This is a genomic window from Staphylococcus sp. HMSC035D11 (assembly GCF_001836075.1).
In the GTDB taxonomy this organism is placed as follows: Bacteria; Bacillota; Bacilli; order Staphylococcales; family Staphylococcaceae; genus Staphylococcus; species Staphylococcus hominis.
On the sequence record NZ_KV827241.1, the window covers coordinates 39119 to 65373 of the forward strand.

Here is a 26255-nt window from a genome sequence, read left to right on the forward strand (position 1 = left end):
TATTTATTTGAATTTATCTAATAATCCACGTTTTTTTAACACTATAAGTAAGATATAACTAATCGCCGCACCAAGGAAACTTGAAACTAAAAATACAAGCATTAATGGTTTGATAAAGAAATGTTGCAAACCTAATATCCAAGATAGTGGAATGCACATTAAACTACCAATGATTCCAGTTCCAATCACTTCTCCAACTGCAGCCATAAATATGTGCTTTCTATACATATAGAAGATGCTAGCTAGAAACACACCAATCATACTACCAGGAAAGGCAAATGCACTGCCAGTTCCAAATATTATTCTTATTAAAGAAGAAATCAAAGCCTGTGCTAAACCATACCATGGTCCTACAAAAACAGCACATAGTACATTTACAAAATGTTGTACTGGGGCTGCTTTTACTGGACCTAAAGGTATAATAATAAAACTACTAAATACGACATTAAAAGCAATGAGTAAAGCTGTAATGGTAAGTTTTTTAGTTTTCATCTTTGAATATTCCCTTCTGTTTATGAGTCATGATGTGCTTTTTCATTATGCTTATTTAAACTTTGTTCCATAGTAGAAACCATCAATTGCAACAACTCATTTGCTTCAAATTGCGCTGACCGAAACTCTTCAACAATAGGTAATGCATTGATTTCTTTTTCAAGTTGAGAAATTTCTTTTTCAGATTTTTGATAAGCCTGATGCTTGCCATAATTTTGAAAATTTACTGACTGTTTTTGTTGCAATTTTAATTGTTTCATTTTTTGGTCAATTGATGAATTCTCATGAATTTGTTGCTCTACATTTTGATATTGTTTAATCAATTCTAGTCCCTTTATTTTGTTCGATACACTATCTGCTTGTTTTAGAATATCTTCTTTCTCATACATATTAATTAGTCACCATAACTTGATTATGAAAATGTAAAAATTCACCATTTAATGAGTATTGTTTTGCTTCTTTAACTTTAACATCAACAAGTTGACCAATGGCTTCACGTGGTCCTTTAAAGTTAACTAATTTATTTTTTTCAGTATAACCTGCTAGAACTGTTTCATCTTTTTTACTTGTTCCTTCACATAAAACAGTAACAACTTGTCCTTCATAATGTTGCATTGCTTTTTCTGAATATTGACCAACTTTTTTATTTAAACGTTGCAAGCGATCTTTTTTCACTTCAGTTGGAACATTATCTTTCATTTTAGCAGCAGGCGTACCATCTCTTTGTGAATACAAATACGTATAAGCATGTTCAAATTGAACTTCATCGTATAATGAAAGTGTTTCTTCAAATTGTTCTTCTGTTTCGTTAGGATATCCTACTATTATGTCAGTAGTAAGGGCGACATTAGGAATAGCTTCTTTAATTCTATCAACTAAATCCAAGTAACTTTCACGTGAATATTTACGTCCCATTATTTTTAATACAGCATTATTTCCAGATTGCACAGGTAAATGAATGTGAGGAACGATATTTCCACCTTTTGCAATCACTTCAATCATTCTATCTGTAAAATCCCAAGGATGACTCGTTGTAAAACGTACACGTGGAATGTCAATTTTAGAAATATCCTCTAATAAATCACCTAGACCATAATCTAAATCTTTAATATCTTTTCCATATGAATTAACGTTTTGTCCTAGAAGCGTAATTTCCTTATAACCTTCACGAGCGAGACCTCGAACTTCTTCAATGATATCTTGTGGTCTACGACTGCGTTCTTTTCCTCGTGTAAAAGGTACAATACAATATGTACAGAATTTATCACATCCATACATAATATTAACCCATGCTTTTGTACTTCCTTCACGCACTTTAGGTAGGTTTTCAATAACGTCGCCTTCTTTAGACCAAACCTCAACGACCATGGCTTTTGATAAATATGCTTCTTCTAAAATTTCAGGTAATTTATGGATATTATGCGTTCCAAAAATCATATCCACATTTTGATATGATTTTAAGATTTTATTTACAACAGATTCTTCTTGTGACATACAACCGCATACACCAATTAATGTTTCAGGTCTATTTTTCTTTAAATGTTTTAAATTACCTATTTCACTAAATACTTTATTTTCAGCATTTTCACGAATAGCACATGTATTAATTAATATAACATCCGCTTCATTAATATCATCAGTTGCTTGATAGTCTAAAGCTTGCAAAATTCCTGCCATTACTTCAGTATCATGTGCATTCATTTGACAACCATATGTTTTAATTAAAAATGTTCGTCCTTTCCCCATACCTTTATATTTATCTTCAATATGAAAATCTCGGTTATATTGAACATCTTGTTTACCACGCTTTTTTGCTTCTTTAAGATTAGGTGGTTGATAAACATGTTCGAAATATTTACTATAGTCTTTTTCTGCTTTTTTATTACGTTCGTTTAAAATATCTATCGTACCAGCTTTTCTTTGCTCTTCATTCACTTTACAAAAATCCTTTCTATATGCCCTAATATCATTAGTACATTATATTAAAATTAGCATTAAAGTGCAAAAAGAGTTTACAAATTAATATATTCTATTATTAAATATTGAATAAAAAAGTGGAATAGATGTCATCTTGAATCTTACTCCACTTTAACTAAACTTCATTTAACTTTAACATATGTTATGCTTCATCATATTTACCAGTTAGAGTTTCAATAGATATCCCTTCTGGCACATGATAAAACTTCACTTGGCTAATAATACTAGGACATTCTAATTCAACCATTCTTTCATTCAATTTTTGAATTAAAATTAAGCATTCACTCATATCACCTTGGACAGTCGTTTCAAGAGGACCTACTCTGTAATGTAGCCCCGACTGATCGATAATTTTAATAGCTTCATCTACATAAGGAATAACATCATCATTATTAGGTGTTTTAGGAACTATTTGTACACTCATTAACGTATCTTGCATAAATTTCACCTCTATGATTTATTTATAATTTTATTTTATCATGATTATCTTTATAAATCTGAGTTATTCTATATTTTCTATTGCAGATTTTATGGCTTTTGCAAAGTCGTACATTAATTTATCCCAATTTGACTGATTTTCTCTACTTTTTCGATTTATTTTATTATTTTTGAAAAAAGCCTTACGTAATGAGGTAGTTAACTCAATTTGTACACCTCTACCTCTAGTTGTACAATTAACAATATTATTATCCTGTTGACCTGAAATATGACTTGGTGCTTCTTTTGCTTTTATACCAATATGATTTAATTGTTCTTTGATGAGTGATTTTAGACGTTCATCTTTTCCACCAACATAAGCAATGCTCTCGTTCCCTTCACAACCATGAATAGCAATAGCTTGGTTACTTTCAGTTACCAGATTCATTGCATCTTTATTATCATAACGTGTAGAAGTTACGTGCAATTCTTTATTTCCTTTACTACGTAAACCTTCGAAAATAAAGTAATTATATCCTCCTTCATCAGCAATTATACTTGCTAATTCAGTTGTAGCAGGTTCAATGCCTCCACCATGAATTGCTAATATTGAAACACTACTATTTCGATTTCTAGTTATTATTTTCCAGTCTTCATTTTCTATCGTTTCTTTTTCCAATTCTTGCATTGATTTAAATTTGTCCAACATCCCCACTCCTTTTATTTACTATATTATTTTCTTCCCTAATAAAAATAAATAAATGAAGTTTAACAAGATTTTTATAAATTTAAACTTAAATTAAAAGACATTCTTGAAGTCATATGATACTTTCAAGAATGCCTTTAAAAAAATTATACAAATTGAGCAGTTAAGTCATTAAACTCTTGTTCAGAAAGATGGATATCTCTTTTAGTTAATGCACTTTCATCTAATTCTTCAATTTGTGATTCATATGAAGGTGTTGTTGTGTCTTGATATACAATACCTTTAACTAGTGATTCATGTTCTAATACAGTTTTCATCGCTAATTGTTTATCTGTTGGATCATAATTTTCAATATCTTCTATACTAGTTAAGTGTTCTTTAAACCAATCATACGTATTCACTTTATTATATGTTACACATGGAGAAAACACATTTACAAATGAAAAACCATCATGATTAATTGCATCTTCAATTAATTTCGTCAATGCTTTAATATCACTTGAAAAACCTTGTGCTACAAATGTAGCACCTGATGATAGTGCTAATTCTAATGGCGCAACATTTTTTTCTATATTTCCTTTAGGTGTTGATTTAGTTACAAATCCAACAGCAGAAGATGGGGACGTTTGACCTTTAGTTAGGCCATAAATTTGGTTATCCATAACAATATAAGTAATATTCATATTGCGACGTAATGCATGAATTGTATGACCCATGCCAATCGCATAACCATCTCCGTCGCCACCTGAAGCAATGACTGTTAAGTCTTTATTAGCCATTTTCACTCCCTGTGCAAGAGGTAATGCACGACCATGAATACCATGTACCCCATAAGAGTTAATATAACCTGATAAACGACCTGAACAACCTATTCCAGTAATTAATGCCACTTCTTCAGGTTCTAAACCTAAATTTGCTGCCGCTTTTTGGATTGCAGCTTGTACTGAAAAGTCTCCACACCCTGGGCACCAGTTTGGCTTCACACTGTTTCTAAAATCTTTAAATGTAGCCAATTACATCATCTCCTTCATATCTTTAGCTACTGAAAGTCCTTTTTCTTCTATTTCATGTGGTAAAAAAGGTGTACCATCATATTTAGTTTGATTAACTAATTTGTCTTGAATGGCAGTATTCATTTTTAAGATATTTGATAATTGGCCTTGATAGTTATGCTCAGCTACTATGACGCTTGAAGCTTTATCAATAGCTTGTTGAATAATATCTTTTGGTAATGGGTGAAGTTGGCGAATTTGCATCGTATTAACTTTAATACCATTATTATTTAATCGTTTACTTCCTTCTTCAATTGCACCTTTACTTGAAATAAATCCAATATATAAAATATCTGCTTTCTCATGTTTCTCATCATAATCAACAGGTGTTTCAATAAGTAAGTTCGCAGTTTTACTCATACGTTTTTCCATTTGTTCACGTCTGTTGTCAGCAGCTTCACTTGGCTTACCTTCTTGATTATGTTCAACACCAGTAACATGGTGAATACCACCTTTAACACCAGGGATTGGACGTTGTGAAATTCCAGATGTTGTAAGTGCATAACGTTTAAAGTATGATCTATCACCTTCATCACGTTCAATATCTGATTGAATAAGCTCTCCACGTTTAATTTGAATTCTATTGTAATCGAGTTGTTTTACTGTTTGTTTACCTAATGACAATTGCAAATCGCTTAATACGATAACTGGACATTGATATTCTTCAGCTAAATTAAAAGCTTCCATAGTTAAATAAAAAGCATCTTCAGCATCAGTTGGTGCTACTACTATCTTAGGAATATCTCCATGTGTTCCATATATCATTTGCATTAAATCTGACTGTTCTTGTTTTGTAGGTAATCCAGTTGAAGGGCCTCCACGTTGCGTATTAACAATAACTAGTGGTGTTTCAGTCATACCTGATAAACCAATGGCTTCCATCATTAAAGATAAACCTGGTCCCGCACTCGCAGTAAATGCTCTAACTCCTGCATAGTTCGCACCAATTGCCATATTCGCTGCAGCAATTTCATCTTCAGTTTGTACTACAGTTCCTCCTACTTTTGGAACATTTGCAATCATATACTCCATAATTTCTGAAGCGGGCGTAATTGGATAAGCTGCCATAAATCTTGAACCAGCCGAAATCGCGCCTAATCCAATTGCATCGTTACCAATCATGTATAAATGTGGTGTACCCTCACTATCTTCTAGTAAATAATCACCATTTACTGTATCTAATTTATCCTTCATCAACTCATAACCCTGATGAAGCGCTTCTATATTCATTTCAACAACTTTTTGACCTTTTTTAGTAAACATATTTGTAATTAACGTTTTGAAAGTTGTTGTATCTAATTTCATTACTGCGCAAGTTGCACCAATCGCTACCATATTTTTCATCAGTGCAGTACCTAATTCTTTAGCTGTTAATGTTAACGGTAATTCAATCAGTTGAGCGCGACAATGTTCTGGTTTAGAAGGTTTAGCTTTAGCATCTGCAATAATAATACTATCTTCTCTCATTTCATGATGATTTAATTCAATTGTCTCTTGATCAAATGCAACTAAAATATCTAAATCATCACTAATTGCATAAACTGGAGAAGTTGAGACTCTTATTTTATTATTTGTATGACCGCCTTTAATTCGGCTTGAGAAATGTCGATATCCATATAAATAATAACCTTTTCGATTCATTGCAGTAGCAAATATTTCTCCAGTTGACTCAATACCTTCACCTTGTTGTCCGCCCACTTTCCATGATATTTGTGGTTTCATATCATTAGCCTCCTGTGGAATTAATTCATACTAAATCATAACAAAAATAACCACCGTCTTACTATGTCAACAGTGGCTTTTATTTAAATTCATACTAATGGACTATACACTATTTATCAAAAGGATGATCCTCATTGATTAAAATGCGTTCTATGAGTTTGGTTCTTCCATTTTTATCTAAATCTATAATAACACCTGAAAGTACACTTCTACCATTATCAGGCACTACATGTCGTTGTGGCAAACTTGTAATAAAACGCTTAATAACTTCCTCGCGATTAATCCCTAGTATTCCATCATAATAACCAGTCATACCTACATCTGTAATATAGCCTGTACCATTGGGCAAAATACGCTCATCAGATGTTTGAATATGAGTATGTGTGCCTACAACAGCGCTGACTCTTCCATCTAAATACCAACCCATTGCATTTTTCTCTGAAGTAGTTTCTGCATGAAAATCTACAAAAATATAATTAGTTTCTTTTTTAGCTTCTTCAATCAATTGATCTGCTTTTTTAAATGGATCATCAATATCTTGCATAAATGAGCGTCCTTGCAAGTTAATGATGGCAACTTTAATATCATTAACCTGAATAAAACGCATACCAACACCTGGCGCTTCACTCGGAAAATTAGCAGGTCTTATCATTCTTTTAGCATCATCAATAAAGTCATAAATTTCTCTTTGACCATAAGTATGATTACCCATTGTCATAAAATCCACGCCATCTCTAAGCAATTGTTTATATAATTTTTCAGTTAAACCTTTTCCATGAGCAGCATTTTCTGCATTAACAATGCTCAACGTAGGCTTATAAGCTTGCTTTAATTTAGGCAAATATTCAGCAATGGTATTTCTCCCTACTTTTCCTACGATATCTCCAATAAATAAAATTCGCATTAATGTTCATCCTCTCACAATATAGTGTAATTGAAATAACTATATAATTAAAGGTAGAGTTTCATATTTTTTAAAATTACACAGTCTTAACTTTAGCATGCATACAGCATATGTTATTATAATATTATAAAAATTTAGGAGTTGTATAATTAAATGTCTATTAATATCGATCCAGAAAAATTTGCAGAACTAGTTGTAAAAGCAAACCCATCAAAATCAGAAGATGCAGAAGATATGGCCAAAGAAAGCTTAGAATTATATATTAACGCATACCGTTTAGCAGAAAGATATTCTAATATTGCTACAAATTGTTATGATACAGCTGAAATTCTTTCTGAAATCAAAAAAACTGATTTACAACTTAAATAATGAAAAACCTGAGACATTTTAAACATGTCTCAGGTTTTTTAGTACTCAGTGAGTCCCTATTTAATTTTAAAAATTACTTCGCATACTCTACTGCTCTAGTCTCTCTAACAACTGTCACTTTAATATGTCCTGGATATTGTAATTCTTCTTCAATTTGATTTTTTATATCTCTAGCTAATCGGTAAGATTTTAAATCATCTATTTCTTCAGGAGAAACAATAACTCTAATCTCTCTACCAGCTTGAATTGCGAACGCTTTTTCAACACCTTCATAACTTTCTGAAAGAGTTTCTAAGCGTTCTAATCTACGAATATAATTTTCAAGTGTTTCTTTACGTGCTCCTGGACGCGCGGCCGATAATGCATCTGCAGCAGCTACTAGAATTGAAATTATAGATGTTGGTTCAACATCTCCATGATGTGAATGAATCGCATTAATAACAGTTTCAACTTCACCGTATTTTTTAGCTAATTCAACACCAATTTCAACATGGCTACCTTCAACTTCATGATCAATTGCTTTACCTACATCATGTAGTAATCCAGCTCTTTTTGCTAAACTAACATCCTCGCCTAATTCAGCAGCTAACATTCCAGAAAGATGTGCGACTTCCATAGAATGTTTTAAGACATTTTGGCCGTAACTTGTTCTATAGTTTAAACGGCCTAAAATTTTCACTAAATCTGGATGCATATTGTGAACATTGATTTCAAATGTTGCTTGTTCACCTGCATCTCTAATGATGTCATCTACTTCTTTTCTAGCTTTATCTACCATTTCTTCGATACGACCTGGATGAATTCTTCCATCAGAGACCAAATTCACTAATGCAGTCCTAGCGATTTCACGTCTAATTGGATCAAATCCAGATAAAATCACTGCTTCAGGAGTATCATCAATAATCAAGTCGATACCTGTTAACGTTTCTAAAGTACGAATATTTCTACCTTCTCTACCAATAATTCGACCTTTCATCTCATCATTTGGTAAATTAACTACTGAAACAGTAGATTCCGTTGTATGATCAGCAGCTAATCTTTGTACAGTAGTAGCTAACAATTCTTTTGCTGATTTGTTAACTTTTTCTTTAGCTTCTCTTTCTTTTTCCTTAACAAGCACTGCAATATCTTGTGACAGTTCTTCTTCCACTCTATGAAGTTGTTCATTAACTGCTTCCTCTTGAGTGAGACCGGAGATGCGTTCTAATTCTTGTTCATGCTTCATTATTAACGTCTGAACACTACTCTCTTTTGCATCTACTTGTTGTTGTCTTTCTTCAATTTTGGATTCTTTTTGATCTAAAATCTCATCTTTTTTATCCAATAATTCTGATTTACGATCTAAATTTTCCTCTTTTTGAAGATTTCGGGCTTCTTGTCTTTGAAGCTCACTACGTCTTTCACGTAGCTCTGTTTCAACTTGTTCTCTAATGATTTGATTTTCTTCTTTTGCCTCTAATAATTTCTCTTTTTTGATATTATCTGCTTCTTTTTGTCCTTGTTTGATAATATCATTAGCAGTTTGTCTAGCTTGAATTTGCTTTTGATGTAATATATTTCGGGCTAAAAAATACCCTACAACAACCCCTAGAATAATCCCCAGCAAAATGAGTAGGAGGTCTAATAAATTCACATAAACACCTCCTTTTTCTAGGTATTTGCTTGTATATTAAAATCTCTATGATTTTTTATAAATTGTATAAATAATATACATATTAATTGTACGTTTATGTACTCAGTAGTGTCAAGATATGAAATTTCACTTCAATTTCACTACACATACTTATAAAAGAAAGAGAGTGACATTGAATTCATTTCGAACTCATCATTCACTCTCACACAAAATAATTTTAATATTTTTAAGTATATTCTAGTTAAAGCATTAAAAATTTAACATTATTCTTCATCGAATAATGTTTGTGATGATTTATCTTCATTTTCTTCAACATCACCATCGAAAATGCCTAATTTTTCACGTAATTTGCGATCGATTTCATCTTTAATTTGAGGGTTTTCTTTAAGATATGTTTTAACATTTTCCTTACCTTGACCCATTCTCTCACCATTATATGAGTACCAAGCACCAGATTTATCGACAATATCATTTTCTACACCTAAGTCAATTAATTCGCCCTCTTTTGAAATACCTTGACCATACATGATATCTACTTCAGCAATTCTAAATGGTGGTGCTACTTTATTTTTAACAACTTTAATTTTAGTTCTGTTACCTACAATATCTTGACCTTGTTTTAATTGTTCTGCACGACGCACTTCTAAACGTACTGAGCTATAGAATTTTAATGCTCTACCACCTGGTGTAGTTTCTGGATTACCAAACATTACTCCAACTTTTTCACGAATTTGGTTAATAAATATAGCTGTAGTATTTGATTTTGAAATTGCACCTGAAAGTTTACGCAAAGCCTGAGACATTAAACGTGCTTGAAGACCAACATGTGTATCTCCCATTTCACCTTCAATTTCAGCTTTAGGAGTCAAAGCAGCAACTGAGTCTACAACAACAATGTCAACTGCTCCACTTCTTACGAAAGCTTCTGCTATTTCTAAACCTTGTTCACCATGGTCGGGTTGAGAAAGATATAAATTATCTATATCAACACCTAATGCTTCAGCATATACTGGATCAAGTGCATGTTCAGCATCGATAAACGCAGCAACGCCTCCATTTTTTTGTACTTCAGCAATGGCATGAAGTGCTACTGTTGTTTTACCGGAACTTTCAGGACCATATATTTCAATAATTCTTCCTTTAGGATAACCACCTACACCTAGTGCATTATCTAAAGTAACTGAACCACTTGATACACTAGATACACGACGACCTTTATTATCGCCTAATTTCATTACTGCACCCTTACCAAAGGATTTTTCCATATTTTTTATAACTGTATCTAAAGCTTTTTGACGATCATTATCCAAAGCGAAACCTCCTATATGAGATAGTTATCTATTTAATATTATATATATATTATACTCTTAACCATATTCAAACACAAGTATTTTGCGAATATTTGTTCGTATAAAAAAGAACAATGAATACAAAATCGAACAAATGTGCCCGAAAATTATAACCATTTTTTAATTTAAGTACATTTTAGTGCCAATTTAATAATCTTATTAATACATAATTTTGACTTCTGTTGGGCAGTATATTTCTTGATTGTGTTATCTTAAATGTAGTCATTTTAAAATCATCTTTTGTATTAATTGCTAGATAAACTTCCTCTTTCTCATGTAATATTGCTATACCCATTTCAGTTTTATATAAATCTTTTACATATGAAGAGGCGTCTCTTAATTGCATTTCAATACTTGAATGATGATTTAAAAATATATCATTATCTGGTAATATTCCTTTTAATATATTTTGTTTATCAAAGCGTTTTAAACGAGTATAAATCGCTCCATCCGTTACCCCGTCATATATACTTACTGTAGAATTCATTTGTTCCATTACAGATTGTTCTAACAATGTGTCATCTGAACCATAATAAAATTGACCAATTCGTTCTAGTATTTCTTCTTTTATAGGTTGAATCAATGTTTTACATTCACTTTGTGTAGAAGCATTTGCTGTTAATCTAATATATACTTCATGTTTCCCTGCTAACGGAGCTATCGTAGGATTAGTTTGTTTTTCAATTAAATCCATAAGTTCTGTTTCAACTTTCGATTCTCCAATTCCTGCAAATCTCAGTTGCTCTGAAAAAATAGTATTGTCATTATCTATAAGTAATGGAAGCAACTCATTTTTAGCCATAGGTTGCATTTCACTCGGAGGACCAGGTAACAGAATTACTTTTTTATTATCCATTTCAATAAACATACCTGGAGCCATACCATAATGATTTTTTAATACTTTCGCTCCCTCTACTACAAGTGCTTGTTGTTTATTATTAGGTGTCATTTCTTGCCCTTGTTCTTTGAAAAAATCTTCAATATAATTTAATGCTTCTTCATTAGTCACTAAGTTTTTATTTAATACTTTTGCTACTGTCTGTTTAGTTAAATCGTCTTTAGTTGGGCCCAATCCACCAGTGAGCACTAATGTGTCAAATCTTTTTAGTCCTTCTCTAATAATAAATTCTAAACGATCAGGATTATCACCGATAACTGTATGTTCAACTATATTCTTTCCAATTTGATTGAAAAGTTTTGATAAATATTGGCCATTTGTATTTGCTATTTGACCTAATAATAATTCTGAACCTACTGCTATGATAGATATATTCATATGTCCCTCTCCCTTATATAGTCTTAATTCATATTTTATACTTAATCTATTATATAATCTAAAAAATAACTCAAAAAAATGAGAGTCATTTTATGCGACTCTCATTACATTTCACTTTATTTGATTATACTTTTATTGCTTAAACACATCTCTACCTTTATAGAAATATTCAATTCCTGATAATATTGTAAAGAATACGCCAATGTATAATAATACTTGTCCTAATTGGAATCCAATCCAGTTTGAGAATAAATCACCAAGTAAAATCCAAATAATTGCTACCATTGTAACAGCTGTTTTAATTTTACCTAATTGGCCTGCTGCACTCACAAATCCTTGTTCAATTTGAAGTAAACGTAAACCTGTAACCGCAAACTCACGAGCAATGATAATAATTGCTACAACTGAATTAGTTAGCCCTAATTGAACCATAACAATAAGAGCACTAGAAACTAATAATTTATCCGCTAATGGATCTAAAAACTTACCCATATTTGTCACAAGTTGCCATTTTCTTGCTAAATAACCATCTAAAAAATCACTTAAAGAAGCTACAATAAAAATAATAGCAGCAATAAGTTGCTCTATTCTTATGTCATATCCACCTAATACAGATACACTTCCAAAACCAAAGTTTACTAGAGCAAATAATATAAATACTGGAATCAAAATCACTCTAAAAACTGTAATCTGGTTAGGTATATTCATTTTAATACCTCATTTCTTAATTTATATGTATATTATATTAATAATACTGCTAATACCCACATAATAAAAGTAATAATTATAACAATACTAATCATAATCAATAATTGAATAGGTTCTTTATTTTTAGTACGATATTCGGGCACTTCGTTGTGTCGATAATGATGTAAAAGTGTATCGAGTTGATTATGTTGATTAGGAATTTCTTCATGATGCACTTTAATGAGTTGATTTACATCCATATTAACTACACTTGCATAACGTCTAATAAAACCTTCAGCGTAATCCACTTTGGCAAGTTGATCAAATTTATTCTCTTCAATATATTTTAACGTTTCTCGCTTTAATTGTGTACGTTGTTCTAATTCTGTTAATGTCATTCCTAATCTTTCTCTTCTACCTTTTAAGGTTTCACCAATTGTTTTCACTTTTGACGCCTCCACCTTCATTACTCAAAAAAACCGAAGCCACCGCCAAACACATCTTCTCCAAAATCTAATGTGTTTTTGCTTTTAATTGCTTGTTGTTTAACTTGTTGTTTCATGTGATCATATTCAATTTTTTGATTCTCATGTTCACGTAGCTCGATAATATAATCAAAATCATCGATGCTATATTGATTTGTTTCTATAAATAAATCTGGATGCTCAACTACTTTTATTGACGGTAAAGTCATCACTTCTTCAACTAACTGTTGATGTTTAGGATTTGTTTCTCTAGCAGTTACCGCACCATCAATAATATAAACATGATTAGCATCATATTCACCTTTTATAAGAGAACTACGAACTGTCTGTTTAATTAATGTTGAACTTATAAATAGCCATCGTTTATGCGCACAGACACTACCTGCGACAATCGATTCTGTTTTTCCAACACGAGGCATCCCTCTAATACCTATTAATTTATGACCATCTTCTTTAAATAATTCTGCTAAAAAGTCGACAAGTAAACCTAAATCTTCACGTTCAAAACGAAATGTTTTTTTGTCACCAGCATCTTGTTCAATATAGCGACCATGACGCACTGCTAAACGATCACGTAACTCTGGAATTCTTAACTTTGTTATTTCTATTTCTTTCAATTCATGAATGATATTTTCAAAACGTGTGACTTTTTCAAGACTATCTGTCTTAATAAGTAATCCACGACGCCCTTGATCAACACCATTTATAGTAATAATACTAATTCCTAACATACCAAGTAAACTCGATACGTCGCCTAAAAGTCCAGCCCGATTAACAATTATCTCGTATTCTAAATACCATTCCTTTTTTTTAGCAACAGTCATCTAACCAACCCCTTGTTTAAATACAATTTGAAATATTCCCCTTATATAATTAAATTTATTATATCATTGATTATAAAAAACGAATCGTCAAATCTGCATTTAAAATTTAGGATACTTTTTAAATATACCAACCACCATTAACCTTTTGGACTGTTCCTGTAATACTCTTAGCATTAGGATGGCATAAATAAGCACACACATGTGCTACTTCTTGTGGAGCTATCATTCTTTGTTGTGGTAGTTCAGATAAGATAACTGCTTTGTCTTCATCACTGAATGCTTTAGCCATACGTCCTGAAACAAAACCAGGTGCTATAGCATTCACAGTGACATTCGTCAATGCTAGCTCTTGACTGAGGGCCTTTACAAATCCAATTTGAGCACTTTTCATTGCTGAATAAATAGTTTCCATACTTGCTCCCGTCTCGCCCCAAATTGATGAGATAACAATAATTCTACCATTTGTACTTTTTCTCAATAGGTCTATGAAATATCGACAGCATCGAATCAACTGTTTGACATGAATATGATAACATTCATCTATCTCTTTATCTTTCATATCTTGTAGCATGCCATATAATGATGTACCACTACTATAAATTAAACAGTCTAACTGTTTTATATGACTAAATATATCATTTAAATCAATATCATGAGTCAAATCCATTTGAATGAATTCTACGGCTTCACCTTTATACTTTTTTTCTAAGGATGAGATATCAGATTGATAATATTGAAGTACTACTTCATATCCCTCTTTTAATAAACGATCTACAATCGCACTACCAATACTACCAGAACCACCAAATACTAATGCCTTCATATTTAATCTATCTCCAAGCGACTATCAACAAGACGGTCAATATTTAGATATTGTTTGGCAGTTTCATTAATACTATCTAAAGTAATATTTTCTACAATATCTAACATATCAAATACACTTACACCCTCAAAATATAATTTTGCATATTGATTTGCAATATATTCTGGGGAATTCAAACTAGAGATAAATTCACCAATAAACTGCTTCTTCAATAATTCAAATGCTTCTGAATCTTTTAAGTTTCCTCTATATTTCTTTAATTCAGTAAGTAACCTATCCTTTAATTGATCCGGTTCATGAGTAGCACTTGTAATAATTGAGAAACTATAAGTAGGTTCAAGAACAAATTGATATCCAAATGAATCATCAATTAAATCATCATTAAGAAGAGATTGATAGAAATCTGTTTCTTCACCGAATACGAGTTCAAAAAATAAAGTCATTTCTAAATCTCTTTGAACATATTTCTCAGGGGCTTCATCCAAAGGTTCATTTTTAAACCCTAGCATTAAACGTGGAGACTGTAATTTCATTTTTTCAGATACAAATGATTGAACTACTTCATTTGGTTCTTTTATTGCTCCTCTTTGAATAGAAGGTTGATTTGTTTTATGACGACGATTTTCATGTTCTTCAATAACATTACAAATACGTTTAGGATCCACATCTCCTACGACAAATAATACCATATTGGATGGATGATAAAACGTTTCATAACATAAGTATAAATCATCTTTAGTGATACTATAAATACTCTCAACACTACCTGCAATATCTACTTTAATTGGATGATGATGATACATTGCGCGTAATGTATTGAACATAATTTTATATCCTGGTTGTTCTTGATACATTTTAATTTCTTCAGCAATAATCCCTTTTTCTTTGTCTACTGTTTCTTTTGAAAAATAGGGTGTTTCCACCATATCAAGTAAACGTAGAATATTTCGTTCAACTTGATCAGTTGCACTAAACAAATAACTCGTACGATCAAAACTTGTAAATGCATTGACTTGAGCATTATCATTGGCAAAAGCAGTAAATAAATCTTCATCATCGTCTTTTTCAAATAACTTATGCTCTAAAAAATGTGCTACTCCATCTGGTACAGTCACATATTGATCTTTATGATGAGGTTTAAATGTATTATCCAACGAACCGAATTGAGTTGTATAGGTCACATATGTTTTTTGAAATCCTTTTTTAGGAATTACAAATAAGCGTAATCCATTATTTAGTTCATGTTTATAGACGCGTTCATCAATTAATTCATAATATTGTTCTTGCACTATGATTGACCTCCCTTCGTTAATACATATATCGTATCTAAATAGGCTTGATTTGCCATTTTAACGACATCTTCTTTAGTCACTTTATTAATTAATTCCATGTATTCTTTATCTGATTGAGGCTGATTTAAAAGTAGTTGATTTTGCATGACTTCAATAATACCTTTAGGTCTATCTGCAATTTCTTGTCGTTGTGAAATGATAATTTTTTTAGCTAATGCTAATTTTTCTTCAGAGAAATCTCCTACTTTAAACTTCTCGAATTCTTCAATAATTGTAGTTTTTGCAATATCGTATTTTTCAACAGATACACCACTTAATACAAATAAATAGCCATTTTTTCCATCTAATTGCGAATGAATAGAATAAGCTAGACTTTGTTTTTCACGTACTTCATTAAATAGTACTGAAGAAGGATCACCGCCAAACATAGTATTTAATACGACAAGTGCATAGTAATCTTCGTTTCCATAATGAGTTGGAAAACGATAACCTAAATTTAATTTAGCTTGGTCAACGGTATCTTTTTCAATGATTGTTTCAGTAGATTGGTCGGTACAGTCAGTATTTACATTATGATTAAAGTCAAACGTCGTTGAGCTAAGACTAAATGAATTTTCTATGAGTGATGTAACTTCTTTTTCATTTACATTTCCCACTACATACACTGAACACATGTCATTATTTATCATAGATTTATATGTATCATACAAACTTTCATTTGTAATACGCGCAATATTTTCTATTTGACCTATAGCTAAATAACGATAAGCTTCATTTTTGAACATATATTTTAATAAATTAATAAATGAATATTGCGCTTTATTGTCAATCATCGCTTCTATTTTTTTATGTAATAATGATTTTTCTTGAGTAACAAATGTAGAGTTGAATGAATTATTCTCAACAAGTGGATTCATGATGACTTCTTTTAATAAATTCAAACCTTTTTCAAATAATGGTGTAGTATCTTTAAGATAACGTTCATTTACAATTTCTAAAGAAATAGTAATGACATGTTTATCTTTAAATTTAGAAACAAAGCTATTAATATAAGCTCCATAAAGCTCTGATAATTGTTTATTAAATGATTTATCTGTTGGCCATTTTTTTGTGGCACGAACCAATACTTTACTTAGTAATGAACGAGCAGTAATTGTTTCGTAATCAAGTGGTGCCATAAATTTAAATGTGATCATCGTTGTTTTAAATTTCTCAGTTGGAAGAATATCAATATGTATTTGATGATTAGTATATTGTTTCAAAATAATCAATCACTCCTTTACCTGTTATTAAATTTTTGTGCGTGTTAATTTAAACTTCACTAGGCTACTTTTTATATAATTTAATGAGTATAAAATAGGTTTACCCATTTCATCATAATGGACAACCTTTAATAACATTAATCCCTCATGTGGTTCAGCATTCAATATGCTAGAAATATGAGGTTCATAACTGATTGCTTCAATTTCAGTTTCAGCAGAAGCTACCTTATGCCCAGTATTAAGTTCAATTGCATTAAGCATCGATCCATCACTTTCTTGATATTCGGTACAAGTTAAATGATGTTCAGCAATCTTATCTAAACAATAAATAACTGGATGATGATTCGCAGTACGTAGTCTTTCAATAATTGTTATAGGCTGCTTATCTTCAATATCTAACATTTTTGCATCTAATAAAGAAGCGGGTTGCTGCTCTAAACTCAAATATTCTGTACTTGCTTCATATCCCGCTTTTTTAATCATTTCACTAATACTAAATAATTTATTTAAAGGATAATAAAAGGGCTGTAGAGCCTTTATACTTGTTCCTTCTTCAAAATTATCAGTTAAAACTTGTTCAATAATAAGTTCTCCAATCGCTTCATAGACATCATCTGTTTTAACGTTAACTTCTCTAGCAATAGATAAATTGCTAGGAAGTTTATCACCAGGTTTTAAAGAATGATTTTTTATTTTTTTAAAAATATATTCTTTTACTTTAAAAACTGAGTTCAATTCAGTCATACTCACACCTCTTCATTCTCAAAATCTATTAAAACTTGTCTTGGTTTACTGCCTTTTTGTGGACCAATAACATTATTTCTCTCTAAATCGTCCATTAATCTTGATGCACGATTATATCCAATTCTGAATTGTCTTTGTAAAAGCGACGTACTTGCTTTTTGTTTCTCAATTACAAAAGCGTATGCATCATCATATAGTGCATCTTCACTTTTCATTTCTGATTTCTCTACAGGAGCATCAGGTTCCATTTCTTTTACGTAATTTGCTTTTTGTTGTTCAACTACATAATTTACAACTTCTTGTACTTCTTGATCACTTAAAAATGCACCTTGAACACGTGTCTGTGTGGATTCACCATTACCAACATAAAGCATGTCGCCTTTGCCTAATAATTTCTCTGCTCCTCCAGAGCCTATGATTGTTCTAGAGTCTGTTTGTGAACTTACAGCAAATGCAATTCTTGAAGGGATATTATTTTTAATAATCCCCGTGATAACATCTACAGAAGGACGTTGTGTTGCTACAATTAAATGTATACCGGCTGCACGGGCCATTTGTGTGATACGCTGTATTGCATTTTCAACTTCTTTTCCTGCCACCATCATTAAATCTGCTAATTCATCAACAATGACAACGATATAAGGAAGTTCTGATTGCTTTTCATCAAGTTCTTCATTTTGACGTCTTATAAATTGATTGTATCCTTCAATGTTTCTAGTAGACGAATGTTGAAATAAATCGTAACGACGTTCCATTTCAGCTACAATTTTCTCTAATGCCTGTGATGCTTTATGAGGATTTGTTACTACAGGTATTAATAAATGTGGAACACCATTATATACATTTAATTCTACCATTTTAGGATCAATTAACATTAATTTTACCTCGTGTGGCTTAGCGTTTAATAAAATGCTCGTAATAATACCGTTGATACATACTGACTTACCACTACCTGTAGAACCAGCCACTAATAAGTGAGGTGTTTCATTCAATTCAATAGTCATTGGTTCTCCGGAGATGTCTCGTCCTAAACCGACTTCTAATTTATTTTTTGCTGGAAACTTAGATTCTAAAACTTCTTTTAGCGTAACTAAAGAAATTTTATCATTTGGAACCTCAATGCCTACAGCTGAACGTCCAGGTATAGGCGCTTCAATACGAATGTCCTTCGCAGCAAGTGCTAAAGCTATATCATTATGTAAATTAACGATTTTATTTACTTTAACACCTTGAGCTGGTTGAACTTCATATTGAGTGACAGCCGGTCCAATTTTAATTTGAGTCACTTTAGCATTAACTCCAAAATTTTTCATGGTTGATTCTAATATTTGACCTTTACGTTGTACTTCAGCTCTTGAAGTTGTCGTTTGTTTTGTTGGCTGTTTAAGTAATGATAAAGGAGGAATGTGATAGGCTACATTGCCAACTTCTCCTGCTTCTATGATCGAACTATTATTCGTATCGTCATCATTAGAAACGTGTTTTATTTTATCTTTTTTCATAGAATTTGACGCAGACACATGCGTAGGTTCTTTATCTTGATGGTCTATGTCAAATTGACGTTTTTTACGTTTAGATCGTACTTTTTCTTCATCCGTTGCTGCATGATGGCTATATATAGGAATATCTTCATGTTGCTGTTTCACTTCTGGGAAGTCACTCACATCTTTCATGACTTCATCTTTCCTTTGTTGTTCTTCTAATTCTCTTTGGTGTGCCAATGCTTGACGCTGTTCTTCTTTTTCACGTAATCGTTCTTCTCTTCTAATTTTATTTGCTTCTCTTTTTTCTTTTAAAGTAGATGAGGCACTCTGAGTAGAACGTTTAAAATAATCAATTGTGTTTCTCGCCACATCTCTATGATGTAATTTTAGTAATAGGATAAAGCTCGATATCAGTAAAATCAAAGTCACAATGATAATCCCAGCAATAGAGATTAAAGGTACAAATAATTTTAATAAATAAAAGCCTATAATACCTCCACCGAAATTTGGAAAATGAGTATGTTCATAAGATTTATAGACGTAAGACAATACCGGTTCTCTTTTCGCAACTTCTCCTTTAGAAAAATAATAAATGAGTTGAGAAACAATCAGTAATACAAATTGTAATAAAATGAGACCGAATGTACGACGTGTTTTTGGAAAATGTCTTTGCATTGCAATATAAATCGTAATTAAACTTACTAAAATATATGTAAGGTAACGACTTGCGCCAAATAAATAATTGAAAAAGCTATCAATCATTCTACCAACAAGCCCTAATTGAAATATTCCTAAAATAGATATAATCACAATTACAATAGCAATAATATACCTTATAGAACTATCTGTTTTTTGTTGCTTTTTCTTTTTAGTTTGGCGTGCTTTCGTTTTCGTCTTTGAATTGGTTTTTCTAGTCGTTGTTTTTTTCTTAGTTCGTGGCAAATGTTACACCTTCTTTTATTTTTAATTATAATAATGACATTTTCAAAAATATAAAAAAATGTAAGTTATGTTTTAGAGTTAAAAGTATGAAAGAGGTTGAGACAATATGTATCACATAGACTCTTAAGCCCATTTTTAAATAATTAAAAATAAATGAGTCAAATCATCTTTTAAAATTATAGAGTTCACTATAAAAGTTAGGGTAAATGTCTTATCTTTTATATACTTTCAATTTAATACATCAATGAATCTATAAATAAGAATGATAAACGTTTATATTTTTAATTATTTTATAAAAGTGATATTGTCCCGACCTCTTTATTAAATGTATATCTTTTAAATTTCAGAAATAACTGGAATAATCATTGGGCGACGTTTTGTACTTTCGAATAAAAGCTTGCTAATTTGGTCGCGCATATTTTGTTTAATTTCAGACCACTCAATGCGTTTTTCTTGTAGTCCAGCTTCCACAATTTCTCGAACTTTATCTTCCGCTTCTTGCATTAATTCTTCACTTTCACGTACGTAAACGAATCCGCGTGATTGAATTTCAGGTCCAGCAGCTATACGTCTATTTTTAGGGTCTAATGTTACTACTGCAATAAAGATACCATCCTCTGCAAGAAGATGACGATCTCTTAACACAATATTTCCAACGTCTCCTACACCTATACCATCGATAAGAATATTACCTGAATTTACTTTTTCATTTAATACCATGTGTGAGCCATCAAAATGAATCACATCACCTTTTTCGACAAGGAAAATCTTTTCAGGTGCAACACCTGCTTCATTTGCTAATTTTGCATGAGCAATTTGCATTTTAAATTCACCTTGAACAGGAATAAAGTATTCAGGTTTCATAATATTAATCATCATTTTTAATTCTTCCATACAACCATGACTAGAGGCATGAATTTTTTTATTATTTGGAATAATATGTGCACCTGCTCGAACAAGTTCATTTAACGTATTGGCTATAATAACTTCCATATTTGCTGAAGCAGTGATGGCTAAGTAAACTGAATCGCCCTCTTCAATATTTAAAATCTTATGTTTATGTTGGGCCATTTGACTCAACGCTTCAATAGGTTCGCCTTCCATACCTGTTGCTATAATAACGACTTCATTTTTAGGATAGTTTTCAACTTCATTGATTGGAAGCAATAAATCTTTAGGAATATCAAAATATCCCATTTTGCGTGCAGTATTAAATGAACTTTCAAGAGATTTTCCTAAGAAAGATACTTTACGATTTAATTTACTAGCAACATTCAATACTTGTTGAATTCTAATAAAATTCGATGCATAGCATGAAACAATTAAGCGTCCTTTTACTTTAGCAAATGCATCATAAATATGCGATTCTATGACATTTTCTGGAGTATTATAACCAGGTTTTTCTGCTTCAGTTGAATCACTAATCAAAGCAAAAACACCTTCTTCTCCAATTTCAGCCATGCGTTTCATATCAGGAGCATAATGCCCTTGTAAACTTTGGTCAAATTTAAATTCACCTGTATATACAATTGAACCGTGTGAAGTATGAATACAGATACCTAAACTATCTGGAATACTATGTGATGTATTAAAGAAAGTAATATTGACGTTTTTAAATCTCATCACTGAATCATGATTTACAGTATAATATCGTACTTTTTTCTTTATATTTCTTTCTTTGATACTTTCTTTAACTAAAGCTAAAGTAAGTTTTGATCCATAAATTGGTGCATCAACTTGCTCTAAAATATAACTCACTGCACCAATTGCATGTTCATGACCATGACTTAAAAATATCCCTTTTAATTTATCTTTGTTTTCTACTACATATTGGATGTCAGGAATAACAATATCTACTCCTAACATTTCATCTTCAGGAAACATTAATCCTGCATCTAACATAAACATCTCATCGTCTACTTCGACGATATACATATTTTTAGCGATTTCGCCTACGCCCCCAAGTGGAATAATGCGAATATCGTCATTCTTTTTCTTTACTAAACTCAAAATGTTACCTCCTATAATTAATTCCCGTCCATATAAACTCATAATTTATTATAATTTAATTTACGAAGGATGTACACTATTAAAGTGTGTTGTAACTAAGGAGTAAAAGACCTTTAATAAAAAAATATATACTTTCATAAAATCATTCTTTATATATATAAAGAAGGTTAGGACTTCATTTTGTCCTAACCTTAACTTCATTCACTTATTCATCTAAAACTTTATGAGACGCATTTACACGGCCTTGTTTATCAATTTCTGTAATTTTAACTTCAATTGTATCACCGATTTTTAAAACGTCTTCAACTTTATTTATTCTATCTTTAGAAATTTGAGAAATGTGTAATAAAGCATCTTTACCTGGGAATAATTCTACAAAAGCACCATATTTTTCAATACGCTTAACTTTCGCATGGTATACTTGGCCAACTTCAGCTTCGCGTGTAATTTCATTAATAATTTCTCGAGCTCTATTTATCATTTCTTGATCAACAGCGCCAATAAAGATAGTGCCATCTTGTTCAATATCTAACTTAACGCCAGTTTCGTCAATAATTTCATTAATTTTTTTACCACCTGGGCCAATGACATCACGAATTTTTTCAGGTTTGATATGCATAATTTCTACCTTAGGTGCATATGCACTTAATTCACTACGTGGTTGATCGATTGTTTGTAACATATGATCCATAATCGCTAAACGACCTTGACGAGCTTGTTCAAGAGCTTCTTCAATCACTTCACGTGTTAAACCATCAATTTTGATATCCATTTGAATCGCAGTAATTCCCTCTTTAGTTCCAGCAACTTTGAAGTCCATATCACCTAAAGCATCTTCCATACCTTGAATATCAGTTAAAATTGTATAACTATCTTCACGAGTGACAAGACCCATAGCAATACCAGCTACTGGAGCTTTAATAGGCACACCAGCATCCATTAACGCTAATGTTGATCCACAAATTGAAGCTTGTGAAGATGATCCATTTGACTCTAATACTTCACTCACAATACGAATTGTGTAAGGGAACTCTGTAGTGTCAGGAATGATATATCTAAGCGCTCTTTCACCTAGTGCACCATGACCAATTTCACGACGACCTGGCGCTCTCACTGGACCCGTTTCACCTACTGAGAAATTAGGGAAATTATAGTGGTGCATAAAACGTTTTTCAATTTCAGGTCCTAATCCATCAATAAGTTGGTAGTCTCCTAATGCTCCTAAAGTAAGTACAGATAATGCTTGAGTTTGTCCACGGGTAAACAATCCAGAACCATGTGCACGTGGTAATAAACCAACTTCTGATTCAAGCGGACGAATTTCATCTGGTTTACGTCCATCAGGTCTAATTTTTTCATCTGCAATTAATCGACGAACTTCTTCTTTTACTAAATCATTTAAAATCGCATATACTTCATCGATAAGCAACTCATTTTCTGGATCCGCTTCGTCTACAAATTCAGTAGCGATTTCTGCTTTAAGTGCATCTAAATTTTCATCACGTTGTTGTTTGTCAAATGTTAATACAGTTTCTTTTAATCCTTTTTCTTCCGTTAAAGATTTTACTCGTTGTACTAATTCTTCATCACGTTCAACAGGAATAAATTCTTTTTTTACAGGTTGAATATGCTCAACAACTTCTTCTTGGAAAGCAACTAAGCGTTTTATCTCTTCATGACCAAAGAAAATCGCTTCAAGCATTTCTTGTTCTGTAATTTCACTCGCACCTGCTTCAACCATATTTACAGCATCTTTATGACCAGCAACTTCTAAATCTAAACGAGATACTTCTTTTTGTTCAAGTGTTGGATTAATCACGTATTTTCCATCAATATATCCTACATTTACACCGGCAATTGGTCCTTGGAATGGAATATCAGACACGCTCAATGCCATTGACGATCCAATCATTGCTGCCATTTCTGGGGAGCAGTCTGGATCCGCACTTAATACAGTATTCATAATTTGAACGTCATGTCGATAACCTTTAGGGAATAATGGTCTAATTGGTCTATCAATTAAACGTGCAGTAAGTGTCGCTTCATCTCCAGGACGACCTTCGCGTTTTTTAAATCCACCTGGAATTTTACCAGCCGCATACATTTTTTCTTCATAGTTAACTGTTAAGGGGAAAAAATCACCATCACGTGGCTCTTTAGAAGCAACTGCTGTAGATAATACAACAGTATCACCATAACGTACTAAAACTGCACCATTAGCTTGTTTCGCTAATTGACCTGTCTCAATCGTTAACGATCTTCCAGCCCATTCAGTTTTGAACACTTTCTTTTCTTGAGACATTATGAATCTCCTCTCTGAAATCTAATACTTACATCATATCATTTATTTATATATTTTTATATTAGTGTTTATGATAAAAATACAAAAAAAGGAAAGTACCAATCTAAATGGTGCTTTCCCTTCAATATATTTAAAATTAACGACGAATACCTAATGATTTAATTAATTCACGGTAACGTTGAATATCTTTACTACGTAAGTAGTTTAATAAGTGTCTACGACGACCAACCATTTTTAATAATCCACGACGTGAATGGTGATCTTTTTTGTGTTCACGTAAGTGTTCGTTTAATGCAGAGATTTCTGCAGTTAAAACAGCGATTTGTACTTCTGGTGAACCAGTATCTGTTTCGTGTACACGATATTCTTTAATAATTTCATTTTTACGTTCTTGAGTAATAGCCATAATTAAATTCCTCCTAATTTTTGTTTACACCTTAATCTGAGCAAGGCGTCGGAGTTTCAACCTGCCAAGATAAAGGATTCAATAGTAATAAGTTTTTCAAAAACTCAACTTTAAATATTATACGATACATCATCACCAAAATCAACTGCTAAAAGATATTTTGCACGTTCTTTATCGTCATTCATTTGACTTACTAAAGCATCTATACCATCAAATTTTACCTCTGGTCTTAAATAATGGTGCCAATATACGATTACACGTTCTCCATAAATATTTTCTTCAAAATCAAAAATATTTACTTCTATCACTACTTCTGCTTTAGATGGATCGTGGAATGTCGGCTTAACACCTACGTTAGCTACCCCACGATATATTTTGTGTTCGGCACCTATTTCAATACTTACCGCATATACCCCTTTTTTAGGAAGGACATAATCATCGCTAGGTTGGACATTAGCTGTTGGAAAACCGATTGTTCGACCTCTTTTTTCTCCTTGAACAACTGTGCCTTTAATTCGATATAAATACCCTAATTCATCATTAGCTTTTTGTAGATTGCCTTCATGTAACGCTTGTCTAATTGATGTTGTTGAAATTTTTTCAGAATCTAAATCTAATTTACCGACTATTGTAGTATTAAATTCATCTATTTCATTTAACACGGCCATATTTCCTTTACCAAATTTACCAAATGTAAAATCAAATCCAGCAACAACTTCTTTAACATGATTATTAATAATATAGTCTTTGATAAACTCTTCAGCTGTGACGTTAGCGAAACGTGATGAGAAATTGATAACAATACAATAATCAATATCATGCTGTTCTATCATTTCTAATTTATCAGATAGTGGCGTTAAGTAATCTGTACGTTTACGTTCAGGATTTAATACTACTGATGGATGCGGATCAAATGTTGTTACTGCCTTTTTTAAATTTTTTTCTTTTGCACGTATATCTAATGCTTCAAATACTTTACTGTGACCACGATGCATACCATCAAAAAAACCAAATGCCATTGCAACATCTTCTTTTATGAGTTGTTCATTTTGTATTGGATGTGTTATTTCTATCACTTTCATATCAATCAAAGGCTC

23 protein-coding genes and 2 pseudogenes are annotated in these 26255 nt (G+C 31.8%); 1 reads left to right on the forward strand and 24 read right to left on the reverse strand.

Translation table 11 applies throughout. The features are described from left to right. Positions 1 to 3: 3 nt before the first annotated feature. The 8 genes from thiW to HMPREF2647_RS05730 all read right to left on the reverse strand — a co-directional run bounded on the left by thiW (position 4) and on the right by HMPREF2647_RS05730 (position 7270). On the reverse strand, positions 4 to 492 hold the full coding sequence (gene thiW, locus HMPREF2647_RS05695; RefSeq protein WP_017174631.1) for an energy coupling factor transporter S component ThiW: 489 nt from the start codon (positions 490 to 492) through the stop codon (positions 4 to 6). A 20-nt stretch (positions 493 to 512) separates the two neighbouring features. Further along, positions 513 to 881 carry a YlbF/YmcA family competence regulator gene (locus HMPREF2647_RS05700; protein WP_017174630.1) on the reverse strand — a complete coding sequence of 123 codons (369 nt, stop codon included), beginning with the start codon at positions 879 to 881 and terminating at the stop codon, positions 513 to 515. A 1-nt stretch (position 882) separates the two neighbouring features. Then, a complete protein-coding gene (miaB, locus tag HMPREF2647_RS05705) occupies positions 883 to 2427 on the reverse strand; it encodes a tRNA (N6-isopentenyl adenosine(37)-C2)-methylthiotransferase MiaB (RefSeq protein ID WP_017174629.1) in 1545 nt (514 codons plus the stop codon). A gap of 184 nt (positions 2428 to 2611) precedes the next feature. Continuing rightward, positions 2612 to 2908, reverse strand: a complete 297-nt coding sequence (locus tag HMPREF2647_RS05710; protein ID WP_002448768.1) for a thiamine-binding protein — start codon at positions 2906 to 2908, stop codon at positions 2612 to 2614. 63 nt (positions 2909 to 2971) lie between these two features. Next, positions 2972 to 3592, reverse strand: a complete 621-nt coding sequence (locus HMPREF2647_RS05715; protein WP_017174628.1) for a poly-gamma-glutamate hydrolase family protein — start codon at positions 3590 to 3592, stop codon at positions 2972 to 2974. Positions 3593 to 3738: 146 nt separating this feature from the next. After that, on the reverse strand, positions 3739 to 4605 hold the full coding sequence (locus HMPREF2647_RS05720) for a 2-oxoacid:ferredoxin oxidoreductase subunit beta (RefSeq protein ID WP_002448821.1): 867 nt from the start codon (positions 4603 to 4605) through the stop codon (positions 3739 to 3741). Continuing rightward, positions 4606 to 6366, reverse strand: coding sequence for a 2-oxoacid:acceptor oxidoreductase subunit alpha (locus tag HMPREF2647_RS05725; protein ID WP_070859712.1), 1761 nt, complete (start codon positions 6364 to 6366; stop codon positions 4606 to 4608). 109 nt (positions 6367 to 6475) lie between these two features. Then, positions 6476 to 7270: a TIGR00282 family metallophosphoesterase gene (locus HMPREF2647_RS05730; protein WP_017174625.1), complete on the reverse strand. Its 795-nt coding sequence runs from the start codon at positions 7268 to 7270 to the stop codon at positions 6476 to 6478. A gap of 153 nt (positions 7271 to 7423) precedes the next feature. On the opposite strand from HMPREF2647_RS05730, the gene HMPREF2647_RS05735 reads away from it, so the two are divergent. Further along, positions 7424 to 7639 carry a hypothetical protein gene (locus HMPREF2647_RS05735; protein WP_002448781.1) on the forward strand — a complete coding sequence of 72 codons (216 nt, stop codon included), beginning with the start codon at positions 7424 to 7426 and terminating at the stop codon, positions 7637 to 7639. A gap of 73 nt (positions 7640 to 7712) precedes the next feature. Here the strand turns inward: HMPREF2647_RS05735 and rny are convergent, their stop codons facing one another. The 16 genes and pseudogenes from rny to ribF all read right to left on the reverse strand — a co-directional run bounded on the left by rny (position 7713) and on the right by ribF (position 26240). Beyond that, the gene (rny, locus tag HMPREF2647_RS05740) at positions 7713 to 9272 is read right to left on the reverse strand and encodes a ribonuclease Y (RefSeq protein ID WP_070436712.1); all 1560 of its coding nucleotides are present in this window, start codon (positions 9270 to 9272) and stop codon (positions 7713 to 7715) included. Between the two features lie 263 nt (positions 9273 to 9535). Continuing rightward, positions 9536 to 10582 carry a recombinase RecA gene (recA, locus tag HMPREF2647_RS05745; protein WP_002448773.1) on the reverse strand — a complete coding sequence of 349 codons (1047 nt, stop codon included), beginning with the start codon at positions 10580 to 10582 and terminating at the stop codon, positions 9536 to 9538. A gap of 175 nt (positions 10583 to 10757) precedes the next feature. Further along, positions 10758 to 11897, reverse strand: coding sequence for a CinA family nicotinamide mononucleotide deamidase-related protein (locus HMPREF2647_RS05750; RefSeq protein WP_019835105.1), 1140 nt, complete (start codon positions 11895 to 11897; stop codon positions 10758 to 10760). A 132-nt stretch (positions 11898 to 12029) separates the two neighbouring features. After that, a complete protein-coding gene (pgsA, locus tag HMPREF2647_RS05755) occupies positions 12030 to 12605 on the reverse strand; it encodes a CDP-diacylglycerol--glycerol-3-phosphate 3-phosphatidyltransferase (RefSeq protein WP_017174623.1) in 576 nt (191 codons plus the stop codon). A 32-nt stretch (positions 12606 to 12637) separates the two neighbouring features. Further along, complete coding sequence (locus HMPREF2647_RS05760) at positions 12638 to 13030, reverse strand: helix-turn-helix domain-containing protein (RefSeq protein ID WP_017174622.1); 393 nt, start codon at positions 13028 to 13030, stop codon at positions 12638 to 12640. A gap of 20 nt (positions 13031 to 13050) precedes the next feature. Continuing rightward, on the reverse strand, positions 13051 to 13893 hold the full coding sequence (locus HMPREF2647_RS05765; RefSeq protein WP_002448864.1) for a DUF3388 domain-containing protein: 843 nt from the start codon (positions 13891 to 13893) through the stop codon (positions 13051 to 13053). A 118-nt stretch (positions 13894 to 14011) separates the two neighbouring features. After that, a complete protein-coding gene (ymfI, locus tag HMPREF2647_RS05770; RefSeq protein ID WP_019835106.1) occupies positions 14012 to 14716 on the reverse strand; it encodes an elongation factor P 5-aminopentanone reductase in 705 nt (234 codons plus the stop codon). A 2-nt stretch (positions 14717 to 14718) separates the two neighbouring features. After that, positions 14719 to 16005: an EF-P 5-aminopentanol modification-associated protein YfmH gene (gene yfmH / locus HMPREF2647_RS05775; RefSeq protein WP_048679827.1), complete on the reverse strand. Its 1287-nt coding sequence runs from the start codon at positions 16003 to 16005 to the stop codon at positions 14719 to 14721. Further along, positions 16005 to 17204 (reverse strand): EF-P 5-aminopentanol modification-associated protein YfmF, encoded by a 1200-nt coding sequence (gene yfmF, locus HMPREF2647_RS05780; protein ID WP_371089566.1) that lies wholly within the window; start codon positions 17202 to 17204, stop codon positions 16005 to 16007. The genes yfmH and yfmF overlap by 1 nt, the downstream gene beginning before the upstream one ends. Before the next feature lie 93 nt (positions 17205 to 17297). Next, positions 17298 to 18014 (reverse strand): GntR family transcriptional regulator, encoded by a 717-nt coding sequence (locus HMPREF2647_RS05785; protein WP_048762400.1) that lies wholly within the window; start codon positions 18012 to 18014, stop codon positions 17298 to 17300. 2 nt (positions 18015 to 18016) lie between these two features. Then, positions 18017 to 19690 (reverse strand): annotated as a pseudogene (locus tag HMPREF2647_RS05790) (DNA translocase FtsK); the annotation flags it as partial. A 77-nt stretch (positions 19691 to 19767) separates the two neighbouring features. After that, a pseudogene (locus HMPREF2647_RS11595) lies at positions 19768 to 20440 on the reverse strand (cell division protein FtsK); the annotation flags it as partial. 336 nt (positions 20441 to 20776) lie between these two features. Further along, complete coding sequence (gene rnjB / locus HMPREF2647_RS05795; protein WP_017174616.1) at positions 20777 to 22450, reverse strand: ribonuclease J2; 1674 nt, start codon at positions 22448 to 22450, stop codon at positions 20777 to 20779. 205 nt (positions 22451 to 22655) lie between these two features. Beyond that, on the reverse strand, positions 22656 to 24752 hold the full coding sequence (gene pnp, locus HMPREF2647_RS05800; protein WP_019835109.1) for a polyribonucleotide nucleotidyltransferase: 2097 nt from the start codon (positions 24750 to 24752) through the stop codon (positions 22656 to 22658). A gap of 136 nt (positions 24753 to 24888) precedes the next feature. Continuing rightward, on the reverse strand, positions 24889 to 25158 hold the full coding sequence (gene rpsO, locus HMPREF2647_RS05805) for a 30S ribosomal protein S15 (protein WP_017174614.1): 270 nt from the start codon (positions 25156 to 25158) through the stop codon (positions 24889 to 24891). Between the two features lie 110 nt (positions 25159 to 25268). Then, positions 25269 to 26240: a riboflavin biosynthesis protein RibF gene (gene ribF, locus HMPREF2647_RS05810; protein WP_002448787.1), complete on the reverse strand. Its 972-nt coding sequence runs from the start codon at positions 26238 to 26240 to the stop codon at positions 25269 to 25271. Between the last annotated feature and the right edge of the window lie 15 nt (positions 26241 to 26255).